Genomic DNA, 17,785 nt, shown 5'->3' with positions numbered 1-17,785 from the left:
ATTTACTTAAAGATAAGCATAGTAACCGACTATGCTTATCTTATCCAAGTCGTTCCTTATTGGAGATAAGCCGTCGGCTAGCGGACTTCATCCCCTAGGTTTTAGATAATTTTTTATTTCGCATTTTCAATGCTTTATATAAAATTTGCAAAGTATAATAAATAATAAAAATTTTCAAACTATTACTATTAATATCAGCATGTTATAATGATATAAATTAAATTGGTATAGTTATGTCTGGATATCAGCTTATACACGTTGAAACTTATGCTAAAGTTTCAACCAAAAAAGGAAAACCAACGATGCAAAGTGTTGTTAATGAAGCAATGCGTGTCGATGGTTATTGTCCTCATGTTTATAGACCTCAGATACCAAAGGTTCTATATGGTATAGATCCTCGTGAGGTTCCCGCTATCGCTCTAGAACGTAGTAGTAAGGCTCAAGATAGATTGGGTCGGCGAATACGCAAGGATGCTCCTTTGATGTTAGGTGGAGTGATTAGCGTTGAGTCAGAATCGAGTGTGAACTTTAAAGATTTCCTCAAATATTCGCTGCGTTACTTGAGAAAAGAGTACGGTGATAACTTGATGTCAGTAGTGCCTCATCTGGACGAAGCCCATCCCCATTTACATTATTATGTAGTTCCCACTTTGGAAGGTGGTGCTTTCAATATAGCTGAAGTCCATGGTGGTATTAGGGCTCGAAATGAATGTAATGACGGTTACTCAAAAAAGGCCAATGCATACAAGTCGGCTATGAGAGAATTTCAAGACTCTTTCTACGAAGCCGTTGGTTCTAAATTAGGTCTGACTCGTTTGGGGCCAAAAGTGCAGCGGTTAACAAGGAAAGAATGGAAATCACAACAGAAGCAGGCTCAAGTGTTCATACAGCAACGTAGAGAACTTAATAAACAGCAGCAGAAAATAGCTAAAGATAAAGCTGTATTGAGTCATGAAAAGCAATCAGTTATGCGACAAGAAAGGGAACTGACGAGAATAGGTAGAGCTTCCTTTTTTAGTAACAAGCATGTGCAGAAAAATGAATACTTGAGAAAGCGATTGAACAAATTTCAACAACAAAACAACGAGTTATTAGTGCAGTTAGACGAGCAGCAGCATGGGCTTACTAAGGTGTGTCGAGATCTTAAATTACTCAAAAAAGATCAGGAAGCTTATCATAATAAGTTTGACGTCATGAGCTATAAACTTGAACTGAAAGATCAATTTATCCAAGAACTAAAACGAAAAACGGGTATAAAATATGAAGAAAAATGTACACGAAATCAACAGTATACTTACCGCCCTTAAGCTCGTAGCACCTGTACGAGAGCGGGAATATATCAGAATGATTTGGGCTATTACTAGGGCGTGTTGATCTTTGCTGTACATTTTGTGTTCAACAATACATCGGTAGCCACATTAACATGAATGCCAGCGATAACATGCTGGCATAATTCCTTTCTAGCTTGTCATATCTACTTGAAATAGCTCGATAATGCTTAATTCTCCCAAAGGCATTTTCGACCAAGTGACGATACTTGTATAGACACCAATCCATACTGTCTTTGTCTATATCTTGTCCGTAATTGCGTTTAGCAATTACCGTTTCTCCGCCACGTTCCTTAACAAAAGTACGGAAAGGTTCGCTGTCATATCCTTTATCACAAACGATAGTATTAACTTCATCGAGTTGTTCAACTAAGCTTTCGGCATGCACTATATCGTGGCGTTGTCCTTCTGATAAATCAAAGCAAATCGGCAGACCACCACTATCTACGGCTAAGTGAATTTTGGTTGAGTTGCCCCCGCGACTTTTTCCTATTTGCTCTGAGCTTTCAGTAGCTGCACCTGTACTATGCTGATGCGCTCGAACTATAGAGCCATCAAGAAAGACCCATTCAAAATCAGCCATGCTAGATAAGCTTTTGAAAAGTTTATCTAAAATCCCTTTCTTTGACCAAAGATTAAATCGTCTGTAAACGGTACTCCACTCTCCGAACTCAGAGGGTAGATCTCGCCAAGGAATACCTGTTCTCATTCGATAAAGTATTCCTTCAAATGTCATTCGATGTTCAGTTTTATCGTAAATACGACCTGTACTTTTCATAACTTGGAGTAGCAGTTCCCAGCGAATATCAGTTAGCATTGTTCTTGGCATGGTATTGGTTATGGTTTTACTTTTGGCGAAGCAAATTATAACTCTTTACCATGCTGTTCAAAAAACACTCACGAAAGATCAACACGCCCTAATAACGTAGCTATTCAGTCATCTATCAGTCGGGAGCAAGAGGTTTGTATTATGACTGACCTACATAAGTTCATTGTTGATCTTAACGCAAAGTATCCTATAGAAAATGAATCGGCAGAACAGTATGAAGGGCATTTGTCTCCACCAACGGTGATTTGAAAATTAAGCAAATTGACTGTTTAAATAATAAACAAATATCTATTGTTGCTTTTTGATATAGGTATTTCTACACAGTATTATAGGTTTGTTGCAGCGTACTGGGGGGAGTGCGCACTTCTATTAACTAACCATAAGAACTATAGATAATGTCAAGTATTAAACATTCTAGCCTCACTGAGATTTCCAAATTTCTCGTATCATCTAATCAATTGCGTATCAAAATCCTTGGCAACGATAACATTTGTTTTTTGCTTGATGACCTCCAGCCACGGTTAGATATTGTGCTCAACCGTCCAGAACAGAGAGGGATAAGGGTTATCCTTACCATTCCAACAAAGTCAAAGAAAAAGGTTAAGCATGTAGCTTGTGAACGCTTTCGACATGGTTGGGAGATCGTAAATCTTTTCTATGCATGAATCATGCGAAAATGAAATCTACTTTACTAACTTGGAACGCTTCGAACCCCAAATATTTAACAAGACTTTGAAGGGGGAAGGGCAGCAAATGTTTGATTTTTAGTGTAATGAATATGATGGTTACTTCTGAAGGAAAGTGCTAAATACTTCAAAGGTTAGCCCTCACTTTCGGGGTTTATGGACAAATTACATGGATGTAATACTAAAGACATCTAAACATGCTAAGTGCATTTGTACACATAATGGTGTAATCTGCTGTTTATTATCAAAGCAGAAAGCTCATTGAACAAATCTTGCTACTTATCATAAGCTTGATAGCACCTTATTAGGTTGATTAGTTCAATATAAAGTGTCTCGGAGTGTTAAGAGTCGTGTATCCATGCCATTAGAATTTCATCTTGAACGTAATCTTATTAAGCGTATAAAAAACCACAAAGACGGAACTACTTTCCTTTTTGGAGCTGCTTTCAGTCAATCTCACAATGGCAGTGCTGGCATCCCTAATGTCGCAGGTGTCCTCGAGTTCATAGAAGAGTATGTACGAAACCAAGATGACCCCGAAGATTTGTCCGATTATCTGGATGAATTAGAGGGAGCTGATTCTCAAGAAAAGTATCAACAGGCTTTTAGGATCATTGCAGGCACTTATGGGCAAAGAGCTGTCAATGAAATCATCCGAAATGTTGTAGAAAGCAATATTGATGACGAGGGAAATCACCGTATTCCCCAAGCGATTAAAGACTTTGTCTCTGGTATTAAAAATAACAACTTTCGTGTTGATAATATTATCACAACTAACTTTGATACTTTGCTGGAAGCAGAGTTCAACAATCAAGGTATTCGTTACAATTCATTTAGTGTTGTGGCTGACACGCAGTTATCAAACAAAGTTAATGACGGCATAAATATCTATCACCTACACGGGATCTGGGATCAGGGTGATACGATGCATACGACAAGTCAATTACAGCAAAGTAGGGCGCGTATTGAAATGTCTCTACAGAACCTTGTGGGCGATGATCTTGTTGTTGTCATGGGATATAGCGGTTGGGAAGACAGCTTCACGAGGGCATTGGCGACAGTCGTTACTAACTCGATAACTGATTACGATATACTCTGGACTTTCTATCAGTCTGAACCTGCTAAGATAGAGTATGAAAGGAAAGATCTATTTACCAACCTTGAAGATGCCATTTCTCGGGGGCGAGTTCAATTTTATCGTGGAGTGGATTGTAACACTACGTTTGATAAATTGAGTCAGGTCAGTGAGGTCAAAAAAAAAAGAGCTGAAAAGCATGAATTAGAACGACAGCTCCAAGAAACTATAAACTTCTATGAAATCGAGGATAGGGGCTACAACCGCAATGTTCGAAAACAAACGTTTCTTGATTCATTAACCCTTCTGGACAACAACAACGCCCTGTCTATAAGCACACCACTTGGTTATGGCGCATATGACTTCATCTCGTCGTTTAAACACGCCTTAGGTGAACAGAAGGCAAAGTTTTTGCGAATTGATTGTTCTGAAGTACTAACAAAAGTGCAGGTTGAAAACCAGATAAAGTCTGAGACCCGCCAACCATTAACACAACTGATTTACCTTTTAAGCGCAAAAGCGAATGAAGAGGCGTACTTCATTATTTTCGACAATATTAAGGGCAAAATGAATGCTGATGCTCTTATGTATCTTGTCAACTTACCTGAGCTACTTCCTGAGTTTGGAAAAAACACTTTTTTCATCTTTCTATCGAGCGTAACTATAAAACAGTTTAGGCGCTTTCATGTAGATTTAGAGGCACTCACTCTAAATGAAAGCCAATTGATCCTGAACGATAGGTTTGGCTCGGGACAGCTCACTCAATCCCAGGTTGCACAGATACATGACCGTTCTGAAGGGGTTGTTGATAAGCTCGAGCAGATAATGGATTTCCTAGAAAATAGTTCTGTTGAAGAAGTTCTGGCTCATAATGAGATTTTTGACGACGATTTTCACCTAGCTCACATTCCTGCTACTACGCTCAATCAGATAGATCTCCTATTGACTGATCGATCAAAAGAACAGACTCTGAGAATGTTGAATATTCTTTCTATTCTAAAAAATGGAGAGACATTAACTAATTTGACTCAAGACAAATTGGGAGCAAAACTTAATCCTAAACATGTTCAAGAGTTGGTTAAATTCGAGTTGGCTACAACCGTCAAACTTGATCCTTCTACCACGATTATCAAAATTAATCCCATTATTAAAGATTATATTCTTAGTAAAATGTCTGAAGAAGACATTTTCAGAATATCTAATGCCTATCTGAGAGTAACCATAATCCCAACAAAGCGAGGAGTTAAACTCAGTTCGCTCAATCGTAAAATTTACCAGACGGGATATAGTACAGAAGAAGATAACACTGGGGCGTTGCTCCTTTACTCTATCGAATCATGTTTGCAGAACATGAGGCATAACGAAGTGGTAGGGGAGAGTAATGAAATGAATGAAAGGCGGTTGAACAAGCTTCGATTCTACAGCAGTTCTTATATCTATATATTGATTAATTCTGATCGTTACGCAGAAACCATTTCAGCGATAGAGCTCTTACTCGATACTGTAAGAGAAATCGACCAAGGCAACTTATATAAATATTATGAGCATATGGCTTGTGCATACAGAATGAGGGGAAGCTACTCCGAAACAGAGAAGTATCTAAATCTCAGTGAAGAGCTATGCCCCGATGATGATAAAGGCACACTCGAGTCAATCTATGTAGAGCGCTTACATCTTCTTGAGCATACGGATATTGATGCTGCGATTGCTTTAGCTAGAGCGCATAAAAATGATTATCATAAGACGTCAGTAGCTTTCATCCTATCGGATGTAATTCTTGCTGAGACTAAAGATACCGAGCAACGATTTAAAGCGTTGGTAAGGTTGGAGAAGCGAGCAAGAAAACAAAGCCATTTCACGTTAGCTAACAACATCTTGTTCACGATTAACAACGAGCGAAACAATGTTGATAAAATCAAACAACTTGATAAAGCAATTGAATCAGATAGGAGTAGTTACAATTTCTGTCGAGCTACAATTTACAAGCATCAAACGTTAGTTGAAAGTGATATGTATGATCGTATTAAAGAGCAAGATATTATTGATTTGTCCAACATCTACAATTATCTATTTAGACAAAAATTCGATTCCCTGTTTACAAAATGCCATAAGTTATTATGGGATATCGCGGCATATCGTCAGCGTCAAGATATTATCTACATGATCTATTATAAAGGCACGATTGTATGGAGGCTAAACTCGGATACTAAAAATGAAGAGCGCTACCTTGCTCGCTTCCAAGACTTTGAAGAGTTAACTGTGTTAAATGGTTTAGTACATAAGACAGAGTGATAGGGTATGGAGCAGAGAGTTTTTCTGTTTATTTCGTGTACCTCGAAGCTGCCCCGAAATATCTATCTATCGATTTCTAGTATATTAAAAGTGTCCTCACCATAGTGATCGAGCAGCATCAATGGAAAACCACTTATAACAGCAACTTCATTATCTGGACGGTGCTTCCCCATTTGATGTTCAAAGACCTCAAGCATACAAACTGGCTCAGAAGGTAACTCTAAGGTGTTGGTCAATAAGCAATGAACTCTAGATAAATGTTGCTTGGTTATACTGCTCCAAGTTTCCAATGTATATAGCCCCCAGTTTTGGAACTGTTTATCTATTTCTGGTGCTGCATTAACCCATCTTTTGTAGTTTCTCAAGTCTTCAGTGCTATGAGTTAGATATTCTGGGTCGTGTCCTTTCTGATGACGTATGGCTTCTACCATAGGATAGCTAACACACAGTAATCCCTTGTCTTGCGCATCATTGAAAAGTTCGACCATTTGGCGAATTTTTTCATCGTCGGCATTTGAACAGTGACAATCGTAATCGAAGAACAAGTATATTTCGCTAATATTACTTGGGTCTTCTATGCCCATCACGGCTATATCATCATCTGTCGGGGTCAGTTTTGCTGCCAGTTCTTGGATTATAAATTCGTAGGTATCGAAATATTCATCCATTATTATCTTGTTGAATAAGTTGTAGATGTTCATTCCGTAAGATGTTTGGACAACGATCTTAGAATCTCTTTCTAGTATTGTTTCCCTGAGGTTTCTAGCTATATTCGGCTCAGCTCTTTTCCCCTCAAAGATGAATAGTACATTACTACTCATCAAACGCTCCTGCTCTATACATTTTCTCAAGGTTATGCGCTTTTCTAAGTTCCCTAGAGGTAAGCTCGTAAAGAGGTCTTAATGCATTGTGCTCCAAAATGTAGTAGCAGTCTGGTCTGAGCACATAGTTGGATAGCAATGTACTGTTATGTGTTGTGATGATCGATTGGCACGATGTTTCGGATACCAATTTTACTATTCGCCTAGCGAGAGCAAAGTGGTAGTAAGCATCAAACTCATCAATATAGGCAAATGTGACTTCTTTGCTTAATAGTTTCAGATACCAATAATAGAAGTTACCAAGCGATATCGTACCTGTTGACGCGATTAGGGAGAATTCGATACTTTTTTCGCCAAAATCGAACTCAATTTGTTCTTTTCCTGAGTCGCCTGTCTGGATTAGTTTGCACTCTACACCAGATTCGTTGAGGAATTTTTCGAAATCTTTTAGCTTATCTTGTTCGATAATTCGCTGTGATATACGTTTGGTTTCAAGTGGGCCACCATGAAACTCAGTTGCTTTTGTTAGAGTGCGGAAGAATACCATGCCTTTAACAAATTCAATAAATTGGAAAAAAGCTTTAGCTTCCTTGGTTGGGTCGAGCAAGGCATTGGATTCTAGAAACTTTATCGGCGATATGTTACGTCCAGTAAAGTCGTTTTTAAGCGCCTCTGCTCCAGCAAGGTTATAAGATGCTAAATCTGACTTTCTTCGGTCAATGCTTATGACTTCCTTACCGTCTATTAGAAGTATCTCATAGACAGTCTCGGTGCATTTTTCTTTACCATAGGAATACACCAACTCTACATCTTCAAAGTTAAACGTATACGTAAACTCAGCTAATGAGTCCTCAGGCATTTTTGCATTGATATAGTTAACGTGCAGTGAAGGAATAATGTTAGAGGTATCTAATAGGTGGCAGGTTAGGTCTAGGATTGCTAGTCCAAGGTTCGACTTACCTTCTCCGTTACCACCGTACATAACAGCACTAGAAACGATGCCGTTTCTGACAGCGTGCGAATTAAACTCGTAAGACTTGTCAGTGCGAAGGTTAACTACACACTCTTCACCAAAGTTACGGAAACCTTTGACCTTTAGGTTACATAGCATTTTTTGTGCTCGAATTTTTACATTTGATATAACTATATCACATAGGCCGTAGTCTTCCGTAAAAAAAATACGGCAACATGAAAGCGTATGAAGTTTAGAAGTGCTCTTATTTGGGTCATACACTGGCATTCGAGATAGATATACAATCTCTAAATTTTCATCTTAAACATAATGTACTTTAGACCATTAACTTAAAATGGGGTGTTAACAATAGGTAATGTCATCATAGGTGAACGTATTACTCATTTAGCGTATCGCTATGTTCACCGCTGGCGGTGGAATTTACATTCAAAGAATAGCGCATGAAATGAGATTGAAACTGTTATATAGTAATTGAATAATTAGTCATGCTATGCATTATTCGTCAATTTTCATTAGTTAAAGTTAATATTTAATGATGCAAATGTGATGCAAAATGTGAAATGGAGTTTCTGGTGTATTTGTTTAAATTCAATATAAAACAAAGGCTTATGGATAGGTGTTATCTATGTTAGCAAAAAGAATAATCCCTTGTTTGGATGTCCGTGATGGACAGGTGGTTAAGGGCGTTCAGTTCCGTAACCACGAAATTATTGGTGACATCGTTCCGCTAGCACAACGTTATGCGGAAGAGGGCGCTGATGAATTAGTATTTTACGATATCACTGCATCAAGCGATGGGCGTGTAGTCGACAAGAGCTGGGTGAAACGTGTAGCAGAAGTGATTGATATTCCTTTCTGTGTGGCTGGTGGTATTAAATCAGCGGAAGATGCAGCGCGTATTCTTGAGTTTGGTGCTGATAAAGTGTCAATTAACTCACCGGCATTGGCTAATCCGCAACTGATCACTGACCTTGCTGATAAGTTCGGCGTGCAGTGTATCGTTGTTGGTATCGATTCATACTTCGATAAAGAAACCGGTAAATATCAGGTTTACCAATTCACAGGCGACGAAGCGCGTACCAAAGCAACCAAATGGGAAACCAAAGATTGGGTGCAAGAAGTACAGAAGCGTGGTGCAGGTGAGATTGTGTTAAACATGATGAACCAAGATGGCGTTCGTAATGGTTACGACATCGAGCAACTCAACATGGTTCGCTCAGTATGTAACGTTCCATTGATTGCTTCTGGTGGCGCAGGTGCGATGGAGCACTTTGCTGAAGCTTATAAAAAGACCAACGTGGATGGAGCACTTGCGGCTTCGGTATTCCACAAACAAGTCATCAATATTGGTGAACTTAAACAGTATTTAAAACAACAAGATGTAGAGGTGCGACTATGAGTTTTGAACCCGTAAGCTTATCAAAAACAGAAGTAGGCGCATTGTCAGAGCGTATTGATTGGGAAAAAGTGGGTGGCTTAGTGCCAGCTATTGTTCAAGATTACCAATCTAGCCAAGTGCTGATGATGGGATACATGAACCCTGCAGCACTCGAGAAAACAGGCGAGACTGGCCAAGTGACGTTTTTCTCTCGCACCAAAGAGCGCCTTTGGACGAAAGGTGAAACGTCAGGCAACGTATTGCAACTGCACAACGTCGCCTTGGACTGTGACAGCGACACCTTACTGGTTAAAGTTAATCCCATTGGTCCAACGTGCCACACAGGTACAACAACGTGCTGGGACGGAGACAAACAACAAGAGTCTCAGATGGTGTGGCTTCATCAGCTTGAGCAGCTACTGGCTGCCCGCAAGGACGCCGATCCTGAATCTTCTTATACTGCCAGCCTATATGCTCGTGGCACCAAGCGTATTTCGCAAAAAGTGGGCGAAGAAGGCGTTGAAGTCGCGCTTGCGGCGACGTCGGGCGATAAGGCGGAATTAGTGTGTGAATCAGCAGATTTGATTTATCACTTGATGGTTCTTTTACAAGACCAAGGCTTATCGATGAACGACGTGGTGAACAAGCTAAAAGAGCGTCATAAGTAAGCTCTCTTTGAATTAATCGAACCACGCAAAATATAGATAAAAGCCCCGTAAACAAATATGTTTACGGGGCTTTTTAATTTTCAAGATTTCAAGATTTCTAAGCCCTACGTCACTTTTCTAACCTCTGACTTTACGTCATTCCGAGGAGCCTAAGCGACATCAGGAATCTCTTCTCTTCATCTGACTTCTTAGTCGAACGAGTTACCCGCAGCACTTCTTGTATTTCTTACCACTGCCACAAATACACGGATCATTACGGCCGATTTTAAAGCTCTCAACGGTTTGATTTAAGCGTGGGTCAATTTCAGGTTCTTCTTGCTCATTTCCTTGCTCGGGGAAAGTGCCATCAATGTAGTACCACAAGTCGTCTTTACGTATAAAGCGCGAGCGCTCTTGCATGCAGTATTGTGTGCCGTCTTCATTGAAGTAAGCTTTAAACTCAACAAAGCCTTCGTCTTGGTGCGAGCCTGCCGCAGTATCAATGACTTCAAGACCTGCCCAATCACTGTCGATAGATTCGGCAATACCTTCTTTTTGCGCTTCTGCGTTGCAGCTTGGATGATAAGTAGCAACAACATAGTCAACCAAACCCAACACGTGCGCTGAATAACGAGAGCGCATCAACTGTTCAGGCGTTTCAACGGTACTGTGGTTAAGGTGTGCTGATTCACAGCACTGTTGGTAAGTATTTTTGCTATCACATGGGCATAAAGACATGGTCAAATCCTGTAAAATGGCCTCTGTTAAGAGGCCATAAATGAATGTGTTGGAGTTTATCAAGAAACGACTGCTCACCAAAGCTGAGTTTCGATTGAAGTTGCTGTGTGACGTGAACTATTTCAAAGTAGGAGACAGCAGGTCTTGGGCCCAAGAAGTTGCTTCGTCATAAGCTTGACCTAGCTCTGCTTCGTTGAGTTTGAGCAGTTTACGAATGCGCGTTGCTTCATCCCAGCGAGCTTGTTCATAAGCTATGACCATCGCCAAAATGGCACCTAATACGCCTTTACGTTGAATCAAGGCTTGTTTAATCTCATCATCGATCGGCACCGAGTCCAGTACTTTTACTAACGGCAGATCGAATAGGGAGTCGAGCAGCGAGAACATGCCAGTTAAAAAGGCTTGCCCGGGCTCAACCTTAACGTTCATTTTCTCGACCAACAGTTCACATTGGCGCGCGCGTATCACGGCTAAACCATAAAGTGAGTCTGGTTTATCTTCTTTCGCGGATGCGATAGCAACCAGTGACACTAGCTTACGTAGTTTTTGTTCACCAAGATAAACAAGCGCTTGGTGGAATGAACGAATCGGTGTTGATGAGCCACCAGCGGAGTTTACGTAAGAGAGCAGCTTATACGACATAGTCATATCAAGGGTAATCAAACGCTCTACTTCGGCAAAGTTGATAGGATCGTTGGCAATCTCTTTCAACAGTTGAACAATGGTTAAAAAAGCAGGGTTTAATGCGCGAGTTTGGATCATCTCCGGCTTACTGAAAAAGTAGCCTTGAAAATAGTTAAACCCGGCTTGGATTGCTTCTTGGTATTCTTCGTGAGTTTCTACTTTCTCCGCTAGAAACTCGATATTCAAGTCTTTCAGAGTGTTCATGAACATCGCAGCTTTAGCGATTGAGATCAAACGTATGTCGAATTTGATAATTGATACGTAAGGTAAGAAGCGTTTCCATGCTTTGCTAGGCACAAAATCATCTAACGCGATCGTGTAACCCGCATCATAAATTGTGATGATGGCTTCTAGCAGTTCGTCTGTTGGCTCACAGTCTTCCAGTACCTCGACAACTAAGCTCTCTTTCGGAAATAGAGTCGGGACTAGGTTAACCAAGCTTGCATATGGAAAATTAACGAATCCAAGCTTATCGCCCAATGTATTATAGTGGGTAGATAAGAAGTGGTCGGAAAGCAAACGGCTAGTAGCGAGCTCCGGCTCTACTTCAGGGAAAGTGTTCTTAGGACCATCCCTAAATAGCAACTCGTAACCTATGGTCTTCTTGTCTGCATCGAGTATTGGTTGACGCGCTACGTATGAATATTTCAACTTGGTACTGTGTTCGGTTTATTTTTGATAGACAAATAATAGCTAATTCAGGAGAAATTACCATATACAAGTGAAGAAAATCTGACCGATGATAATAATAAAAGTGAAAGTTTAAGCGTGATGCTAAAAGCGATTGCTAAACTCGCGATTCTGTAGTTCAAAACTTTGCGGAGTGAACACCAGAACTGATCCTTGGGTATACCAATCACCCAGTACGATACGGGTTTTAGTGCAATTGTTAGCACTGAAGGAGTGTATGTCTGGACGGTGAGTATGACCGTGGATCATCAAATCGACGTTGTGTTGTTTCATCACATTTTCGACTTCTTGCTGTGTTACATCCATGATGTCGAGTGACTTTGTCTGCTTATCATCTTTGATATCAGACTGAACCTTGGAGACAATTTTCTTTTTGATAAAAAATGGAATTCTATTAAAGACCCATTGTAACCAGGGCTGATGAACTTTTTCACGAAAGGCGAGGTACTTTATATCTTCGGTACACAGAGTATCACCATGCAATACCACTGCTTTTTGTCCGTAGATATCGATAGTAGAAACTTCATCTAGAAGCTGTACGCCTGTTTGTTTCGCAAATTTTTTGCCAACTAAAAAGTCCCGATTGCCTTGTGTGAAATAACAAGGTACGCCAGTGTTAACTAAGTCTATAAACGTTTGGCGAATTGAATTCGCGAACTCGCTTGTATCGTCGTCACCAATCCAGAATTCGAAAAGATCACCCAACACGTAGAGTGCATCCGCTTCTACGGCCTCGTTCTTCATGAAGGTTAAGAAGCAGTCTGTGATGTCTTGTCGCGACGGAGCAAGGTGTAGATCTGATATAAAATATGTTTTCATAGGTCTAAAAAAAGGGAGCGATTCGCTCCCTATATCCTGATTTTATCGGCTCATCAATTATTAATACTAGGGCGTGTTGACCTTTGGCGGTTAAATTTTGTTCGAGATAAAAGCGTTTTAATCGAGGCGAGGGATAAGCAGCCTAGTCACTCTAAGCAAATTTCCCTCAACAAAGAGTAAAACGCTTTTAGCCGAACCCTTTGGGCAGCGTTTGCTGGTCATTTTTACTGCGTTATCGGCTTCTCATGTAGGCTAGCTACACATCAAAGCCTCTGCCTTGTATAAATCCCCAGCAACTCGCTGCAAAAATCAGCTCAAAAGGTCAATACGCCCTAACCGAAAGCGATGAATTAAGCTTCGATTGTAGTACCAGTGATGATCACTTCTTCTAGAGGTACGTCTTGGTGCATACCCATAGAACCAGTGCTAACACCTTTGATCTTGTTTACGATGTCCATGCCTTCAACAACTTCTGCGAATACACAGTAGCCCCAACCGTCTAGGCTTTCGCTACGGAAGTTTAGGAAAGAGTTGTCGTTAACGTTGATGAAGAACTGAGAGCTCGCTGAATGCGGTTCCATAGTACGAGCCATTGCTAGCGTACCCACTTTGTTCGCTAGGCCGTTGTTTGCTTCGTTCTTGATAGTCGCGCGAGTTGTTTTTTCTTTAAGGCCAGAAGTCATGCCGCCGCCTTGAACCATGAAACCATCGATAACACGGTGGAATAGCGTGTTGTCGTAAAAACCGTCACGGCAATACTGTAGGAAGTTTGCGCTTGTTTCTGGTGCTTTTTCTTCGTTAAGTTGAACTTTGATGTCACCAAAATTTGTGTGAAGGATGATCATGATTGTTACCTTACTGTCTTTTTAATATGAAAGGCGATTCTAGCCTAGTTTGATTGAGTTTCAAAATACGAAATCGTCAATAGATAACAAGGAGTTTAGCCGATTTGGTGGTGAAAGGTATTACCTATTAAGGTATGACTTGTTATACTGCGATCTTATTTTTGATTAATCCATAAAATAGATAGAGATCATGCTGAAGATATATAACACGCTCACAAGACAGAAAGAGGAATTCAAACCAATTACAGCTGGCAAAGTCGGTATGTATGTCTGTGGGGTAACCATATACGATCTCTGTCATATTGGTCATGGCCGTACGTTCGTTTCATTTGACGTGGTAACTCGTTACCTGCGTTACCTTGGTTACGATTTGAATTTCGTTCGTAATATCACTGATATCGATGACAAAATCATCAAGCGCGCTAATGAAAACGGCGAGTCTTGTGACTCTCTGACTGAGCGTCTGATCGGTGAAATGCACGCGGACTTCGATGCATTGAACATGAAACGCCCAGATGTCGAGCCTCGTGCGACTGAATTCATCACAGAGATCATTGAGTTAGTAGAAAAGCTAATTCAACGTGGCTTTGCTTACGTTGCAAGCAACGGTGACGTGATGTTCGAAGTTAAGAAGTTTGACGAATACGGTAAGCTTTCTAAGCAAGATCTTGAGCAGCTTCAAGCGGGTGCTCGTGTTGACATCGATTCTGCAAAACGTAGCCCGTTAGACTTTGTTCTTTGGAAGATGTCTAAGCCTGGTGAGCCGACGTGGGAATCGCCATGGGGGCCAGGTCGTCCAGGTTGGCACATCGAATGTTCAGCAATGAACTCGTCTATTCTTGGCAATCACTTCGATATTCATGGTGGTGGTTCGGATCTACAGTTCCCGCACCACGAGAACGAAATCGCACAATCTTGCTGTGCACATGGCACCCAGTATGTGAATACTTGGATGCACAGTGGCATGGTGATGGTAGACAGAGAAAAAATGTCCAAGTCACTGGGTAACTTCTTCACTATCCGTGACGTACTTCAGCATTACGATGCAGAGACAGTTCGTTACTTCCTGATGTCTGGTCACTACCGTAGCCAACTGAACTACAGCGAAGATAACCTAAATCAGGCTCGTGCATCACTTGAACGTCTCTATACATCACTTCGTGGTCTAGACGTTACAGCAGCCCCTGCTGGTGGTGAAGAGTATGTGACTCGTTTCTCTACAGCGATGAACGATGATTTCAACACACCTGAAGCTTATTCAGTGCTGTTTGAAATGGCTCGTGAAATCAACCGTATCAAGACTGAAAGCATCGAAAAAGCAAGTGCACTTGGTGCGCTGATGCGTGAACTAGCAGACATCATCGGTATTCTTCACCAAGATCCAGAAGCTTTCTTGCAAGGCGATGCAGCGGGTAACGATGACGAAGTCGCTGAAATCGAAGGCCTAATTAAGCTACGTAATGACTCTCGCGCTTCGAAGGATTGGGCAAATGCCGATCTTGCACGTGATAAGCTGAACGAGCTAGGTATTGTTCTGGAAGATGGTCTAGAAGGTACGACTTGGCGTCGTAAGTAAATCTGATAAAAAGGGCTGATTTTCAGCCCTTTTTTCTAGCAAAAATTCTCTAATTTCACCTTTTTATCTTCAACTTTTAATTAACAGGAATATTTCTGTGGCTCAGATGTATTTTTATTACTCGGCAATGAACGCGGGTAAATCAACAACGCTTCTTCAATCTTCATTCAACTACCAAGAACGTGGTATGACACCAGTGATCTTTACGGCTGCATTAGATAATCGCTATGGTATCGGTAAAGTGAGTTCACGAATTGGTCTTCAATCTGAAGCTCAACTGTTTAAAAACGACACCAATATGTTTGAGGCAATTCAAAAACTCAACGAAGAAGAAAAGCGTCATTGTGTATTGATCGATGAGTGTCAGTTTTTGTCGAAAGAGCAGGTTTACCAACTAACAGAAGTGGTTGATAAGCTGCACATCCCTGTACTTTGTTACGGTTTGCGCACTGACTTCTTGGGTGAACTGTTTGAAGGTAGCCGCTACTTGTTGTCTTGGGCTGACAAATTAGTAGAACTTAAAACAATTTGCCACTGTGGCCGTAAGGCCAATATGGTGATCCGTACAGATGAGCACGGTGTGGCAATTGCTGAAGGTGACCAAGTCGCTATTGGTGGCAATGACCAATATGTTTCGGCTTGCCGTTTACATTATAAAGAAGCGTTAGGTAAATAAGCAGCCTACAAGTCGGCATTGCTAAAACCAATAGCGTTCAAATTAGAAAACGGTGACCTAGTGTCACCGTTTTTGTTTATTGAGCCGAGCTTCTATTTTATTCTTAGTCGATCTTTTGCTTTATTCGAAACCGAGCCTCTTTAATGCTTGATAGGCATGGTCAACGTCGTCAGGGGTCGGCATCTCAATTTGAAAGCCCTGAGCGGGGTAGGATTTGATTCGCTCATAATCAGCAATCAATGCACCTAACACCATGTCTAACGGCAACTCTTCGTTAAAGTAATCATCCCAATTCTGCCATCGTGATGTCACTGTTATCTCGGAAGTTTCGTCAGGCCATTGCTTACAGAACGTTGCGTAAGTGCGTTTCTCCATAAAGGGCTTCTGAACTAGGGTCAGCCGTTTAGGTGATAATCCTCGCTGATCCAGTAGCTCGTAGGTAAGCCGTACATTTTCCCCAGTGTTTGTCGCGTGCTTCTCAATGATAATGTCTAAGTCAGGCACACCACAGTCTCGTGCGATAGAAGCGAACGTTTCTGCTTCTGAACGCTCAAAGCTTCCTTCTGTAAAACGTCCCACACCACCAGAAAAAACGATGTAAGGCGCTATCTTTTGGTGATAAAGCTCGGCTGCATATTCAGCGACGCGAGTATCGTTGCTACACAATACAAAAATACAGTCTGAAGGCGTAACCTTGTGACCCATAGACATAAAGTTCCAAAGGGTGTCGACTGAGCGATGCAGTTTTATATTGGGATTTCTCTTAGCTGTAGATTGCTCAGTCATGAAGTGCGTCCAGTGTGGATTCGAATTTAAACGAGTAACCTAAGTCGAGAATCTTTTTCGACGAGATCAGTTTGTCCGGCGTATCGACAAGAGGGGGAAGTGGTTCGCTGCTATTGGCACTTTTTAGTGCTGCGGCATAGAACTCTGCTTTGCTCACAGTATTCGGAGTGGTGACGTTGACCACTTCGTTGTGCAGTTGACTGATAGCGAAATCGACTGCGCCAATCGCGTCGTTAAGGTGAAGCATGTTGGCAGGAGCTTGAGTGCTCACTTGCTTCAATTTACTTGCAAACCTCGATGGGTGACGGTTCGGACCAATCAATCCACTAAAGCGAAGAATGGTGTAGTCGATGCCAGAATTAATCACTGACTGTTCCGCTTGCAGCATAACACGCGCGTTATCGGAAAATGAAGACGCGAGCTCGTTGCCTGAGGTTGAAAGGGGGAGTGAAGCATCCAGTTCGTTCAACACGCCAGGTTTAGTTGGGTATACGGTTGTTGAACTGACCATTATGAGCTTCTTAACGTTGGCCTTTTGACATGCATTGGTGAGTTGCTGCCAGTAGTCGGCGTACTCTTGTCCTGCTCCCTTTCTAAAGCCTGGAGGGAAGCTACCAATCACTATCTCAGTGTTGTTTTCGAGTAACAACGAATAGAGTTCACCGATTGTCTCATCTGGCTTTGATGAGTCAAAACTAAACACTTCACATGGAACTCGTTTGTTCCCAACAGCGTCTGCACCTGCTTGGGTCGTTTTCGTGACCACAACTTGGTTACCATGTTTTTCTAAATGTTCAGATAAAGGTGCACCGACCCATCCTGCACCAACAATAAATATAGAAGCCATGTGTTCCTCACAACTGCAAATGACGAATTTACAATAAGCCTAACAAACCTTTGGCCAAAAATGGAAAAACTCCACGGCCGAAGCGAGTGGAGTTT

The 17,785-nt window shown here is 41.3% G+C and carries 15 protein-coding genes; 6 read left to right on the top strand and 9 right to left on the bottom strand.

What is annotated here, in order from left to right; translation table 11 throughout:
- Positions 1–233: 233 nt before the first annotated feature.
- Positions 234–1,307 carry a plasmid recombination protein gene (locus tag OCV30_RS10090; RefSeq protein WP_083994627.1) on the top strand — a complete coding sequence of 358 codons (1,074 nt, stop codon included), beginning with the start codon at positions 234–236 and terminating at the stop codon, positions 1,305–1,307.
- Positions 1,308–1,395: 88 nt separating this feature from the next.
- Here the strand turns inward: OCV30_RS10090 and OCV30_RS10085 are convergent, their stop codons facing one another.
- Positions 1,396–2,157, bottom strand: a complete 762-nt coding sequence (locus OCV30_RS10085) for an IS5 family transposase (protein ID WP_102552608.1) — start codon at positions 2,155–2,157, stop codon at positions 1,396–1,398.
- 1,044 nt (positions 2,158–3,201) lie between these two features.
- On the opposite strand from OCV30_RS10085, the gene OCV30_RS10080 reads away from it, so the two are divergent.
- On the top strand, positions 3,202–6,210 hold the full coding sequence (locus OCV30_RS10080) for an SIR2 family protein (RefSeq protein ID WP_065678794.1): 3,009 nt from the start codon (positions 3,202–3,204) through the stop codon (positions 6,208–6,210).
- A gap of 62 nt (positions 6,211–6,272) precedes the next feature.
- On the opposite strand, the gene OCV30_RS10075 is transcribed toward OCV30_RS10080, so the two are convergent.
- Both OCV30_RS10075 and OCV30_RS10070 read right to left on the bottom strand, forming a co-directional pair.
- Positions 6,273–7,031, bottom strand: a complete 759-nt coding sequence (locus OCV30_RS10075; protein WP_065678793.1) for a hypothetical protein — start codon at positions 7,029–7,031, stop codon at positions 6,273–6,275.
- Positions 7,024–8,142, bottom strand: coding sequence for an AAA family ATPase (locus OCV30_RS10070; RefSeq protein ID WP_065678792.1), 1,119 nt, complete (start codon positions 8,140–8,142; stop codon positions 7,024–7,026). Before OCV30_RS10070 ends, OCV30_RS10075 begins: the two co-directional genes overlap by 8 nt.
- A 487-nt stretch (positions 8,143–8,629) precedes the next feature.
- Between OCV30_RS10070 and hisF the strand changes: the two genes are divergently transcribed.
- Together hisF and hisIE are read left to right on the top strand one after the other, a co-directional pair.
- A complete protein-coding gene (gene hisF, locus OCV30_RS10065; protein ID WP_017109916.1) occupies positions 8,630–9,403 on the top strand; it encodes an imidazole glycerol phosphate synthase subunit HisF in 774 nt (257 codons plus the stop codon).
- Positions 9,400–10,050 carry a bifunctional phosphoribosyl-AMP cyclohydrolase/phosphoribosyl-ATP diphosphatase HisIE gene (hisIE, locus tag OCV30_RS10060; RefSeq protein ID WP_065678791.1) on the top strand — a complete coding sequence of 217 codons (651 nt, stop codon included), beginning with the start codon at positions 9,400–9,402 and terminating at the stop codon, positions 10,048–10,050. Before hisF ends, hisIE begins: the two co-directional genes overlap by 4 nt.
- A gap of 201 nt (positions 10,051–10,251) precedes the next feature.
- On the opposite strand, the gene OCV30_RS10055 is transcribed toward hisIE, so the two are convergent.
- From OCV30_RS10055 to OCV30_RS10040, 4 genes are all read right to left on the bottom strand, one after another.
- Complete coding sequence (locus OCV30_RS10055) at positions 10,252–10,767, bottom strand: YchJ family protein (RefSeq protein WP_065678790.1); 516 nt, start codon at positions 10,765–10,767, stop codon at positions 10,252–10,254.
- A gap of 117 nt (positions 10,768–10,884) precedes the next feature.
- Positions 10,885–12,102, bottom strand: coding sequence for an EAL and HDOD domain-containing protein (locus OCV30_RS10050; RefSeq protein ID WP_017098162.1), 1,218 nt, complete (start codon positions 12,100–12,102; stop codon positions 10,885–10,887).
- A gap of 123 nt (positions 12,103–12,225) precedes the next feature.
- A complete protein-coding gene (gene lpxH, locus OCV30_RS10045) occupies positions 12,226–12,960 on the bottom strand; it encodes a UDP-2,3-diacylglucosamine diphosphatase (RefSeq protein WP_017098163.1) in 735 nt (244 codons plus the stop codon).
- 350 nt (positions 12,961–13,310) lie between these two features.
- Positions 13,311–13,805, bottom strand: coding sequence for a peptidylprolyl isomerase (locus tag OCV30_RS10040; protein ID WP_004734582.1), 495 nt, complete (start codon positions 13,803–13,805; stop codon positions 13,311–13,313).
- A 190-nt stretch (positions 13,806–13,995) separates the two neighbouring features.
- Between OCV30_RS10040 and cysS the strand changes: the two genes are divergently transcribed.
- Together cysS and OCV30_RS10030 are read left to right on the top strand one after the other, a co-directional pair.
- Positions 13,996–15,381 (top strand): cysteine--tRNA ligase, encoded by a 1,386-nt coding sequence (gene cysS, locus OCV30_RS10035; RefSeq protein ID WP_065678789.1) that lies wholly within the window; start codon positions 13,996–13,998, stop codon positions 15,379–15,381.
- 97 nt (positions 15,382–15,478) lie between these two features.
- Positions 15,479–16,057, top strand: a complete 579-nt coding sequence (locus OCV30_RS10030; protein ID WP_065678788.1) for a thymidine kinase — start codon at positions 15,479–15,481, stop codon at positions 16,055–16,057.
- Between the two features lie 120 nt (positions 16,058–16,177).
- On the opposite strand, the gene OCV30_RS10025 is transcribed toward OCV30_RS10030, so the two are convergent.
- Positions 16,178–16,843: a YdcF family protein gene (locus OCV30_RS10025; protein ID WP_065678787.1), complete on the bottom strand. Its 666-nt coding sequence runs from the start codon at positions 16,841–16,843 to the stop codon at positions 16,178–16,180.
- Positions 16,836–17,690, bottom strand: a complete 855-nt coding sequence (locus OCV30_RS10020) for an NAD(P)H-binding protein (RefSeq protein ID WP_065678786.1) — start codon at positions 17,688–17,690, stop codon at positions 16,836–16,838. Before OCV30_RS10020 ends, OCV30_RS10025 begins: the two co-directional genes overlap by 8 nt.
- Positions 17,691–17,785: the final 95 nt, after the last annotated feature.

The organism is Vibrio atlanticus, from assembly GCF_024347315.1.
Taxonomy (GTDB): domain Bacteria; phylum Pseudomonadota; class Gammaproteobacteria; order Enterobacterales; family Vibrionaceae; genus Vibrio; species Vibrio atlanticus.
Note: the sequence above shows the minus strand (reverse complement) of the source record. Positions and strands in the feature narration are given on the sequence as shown.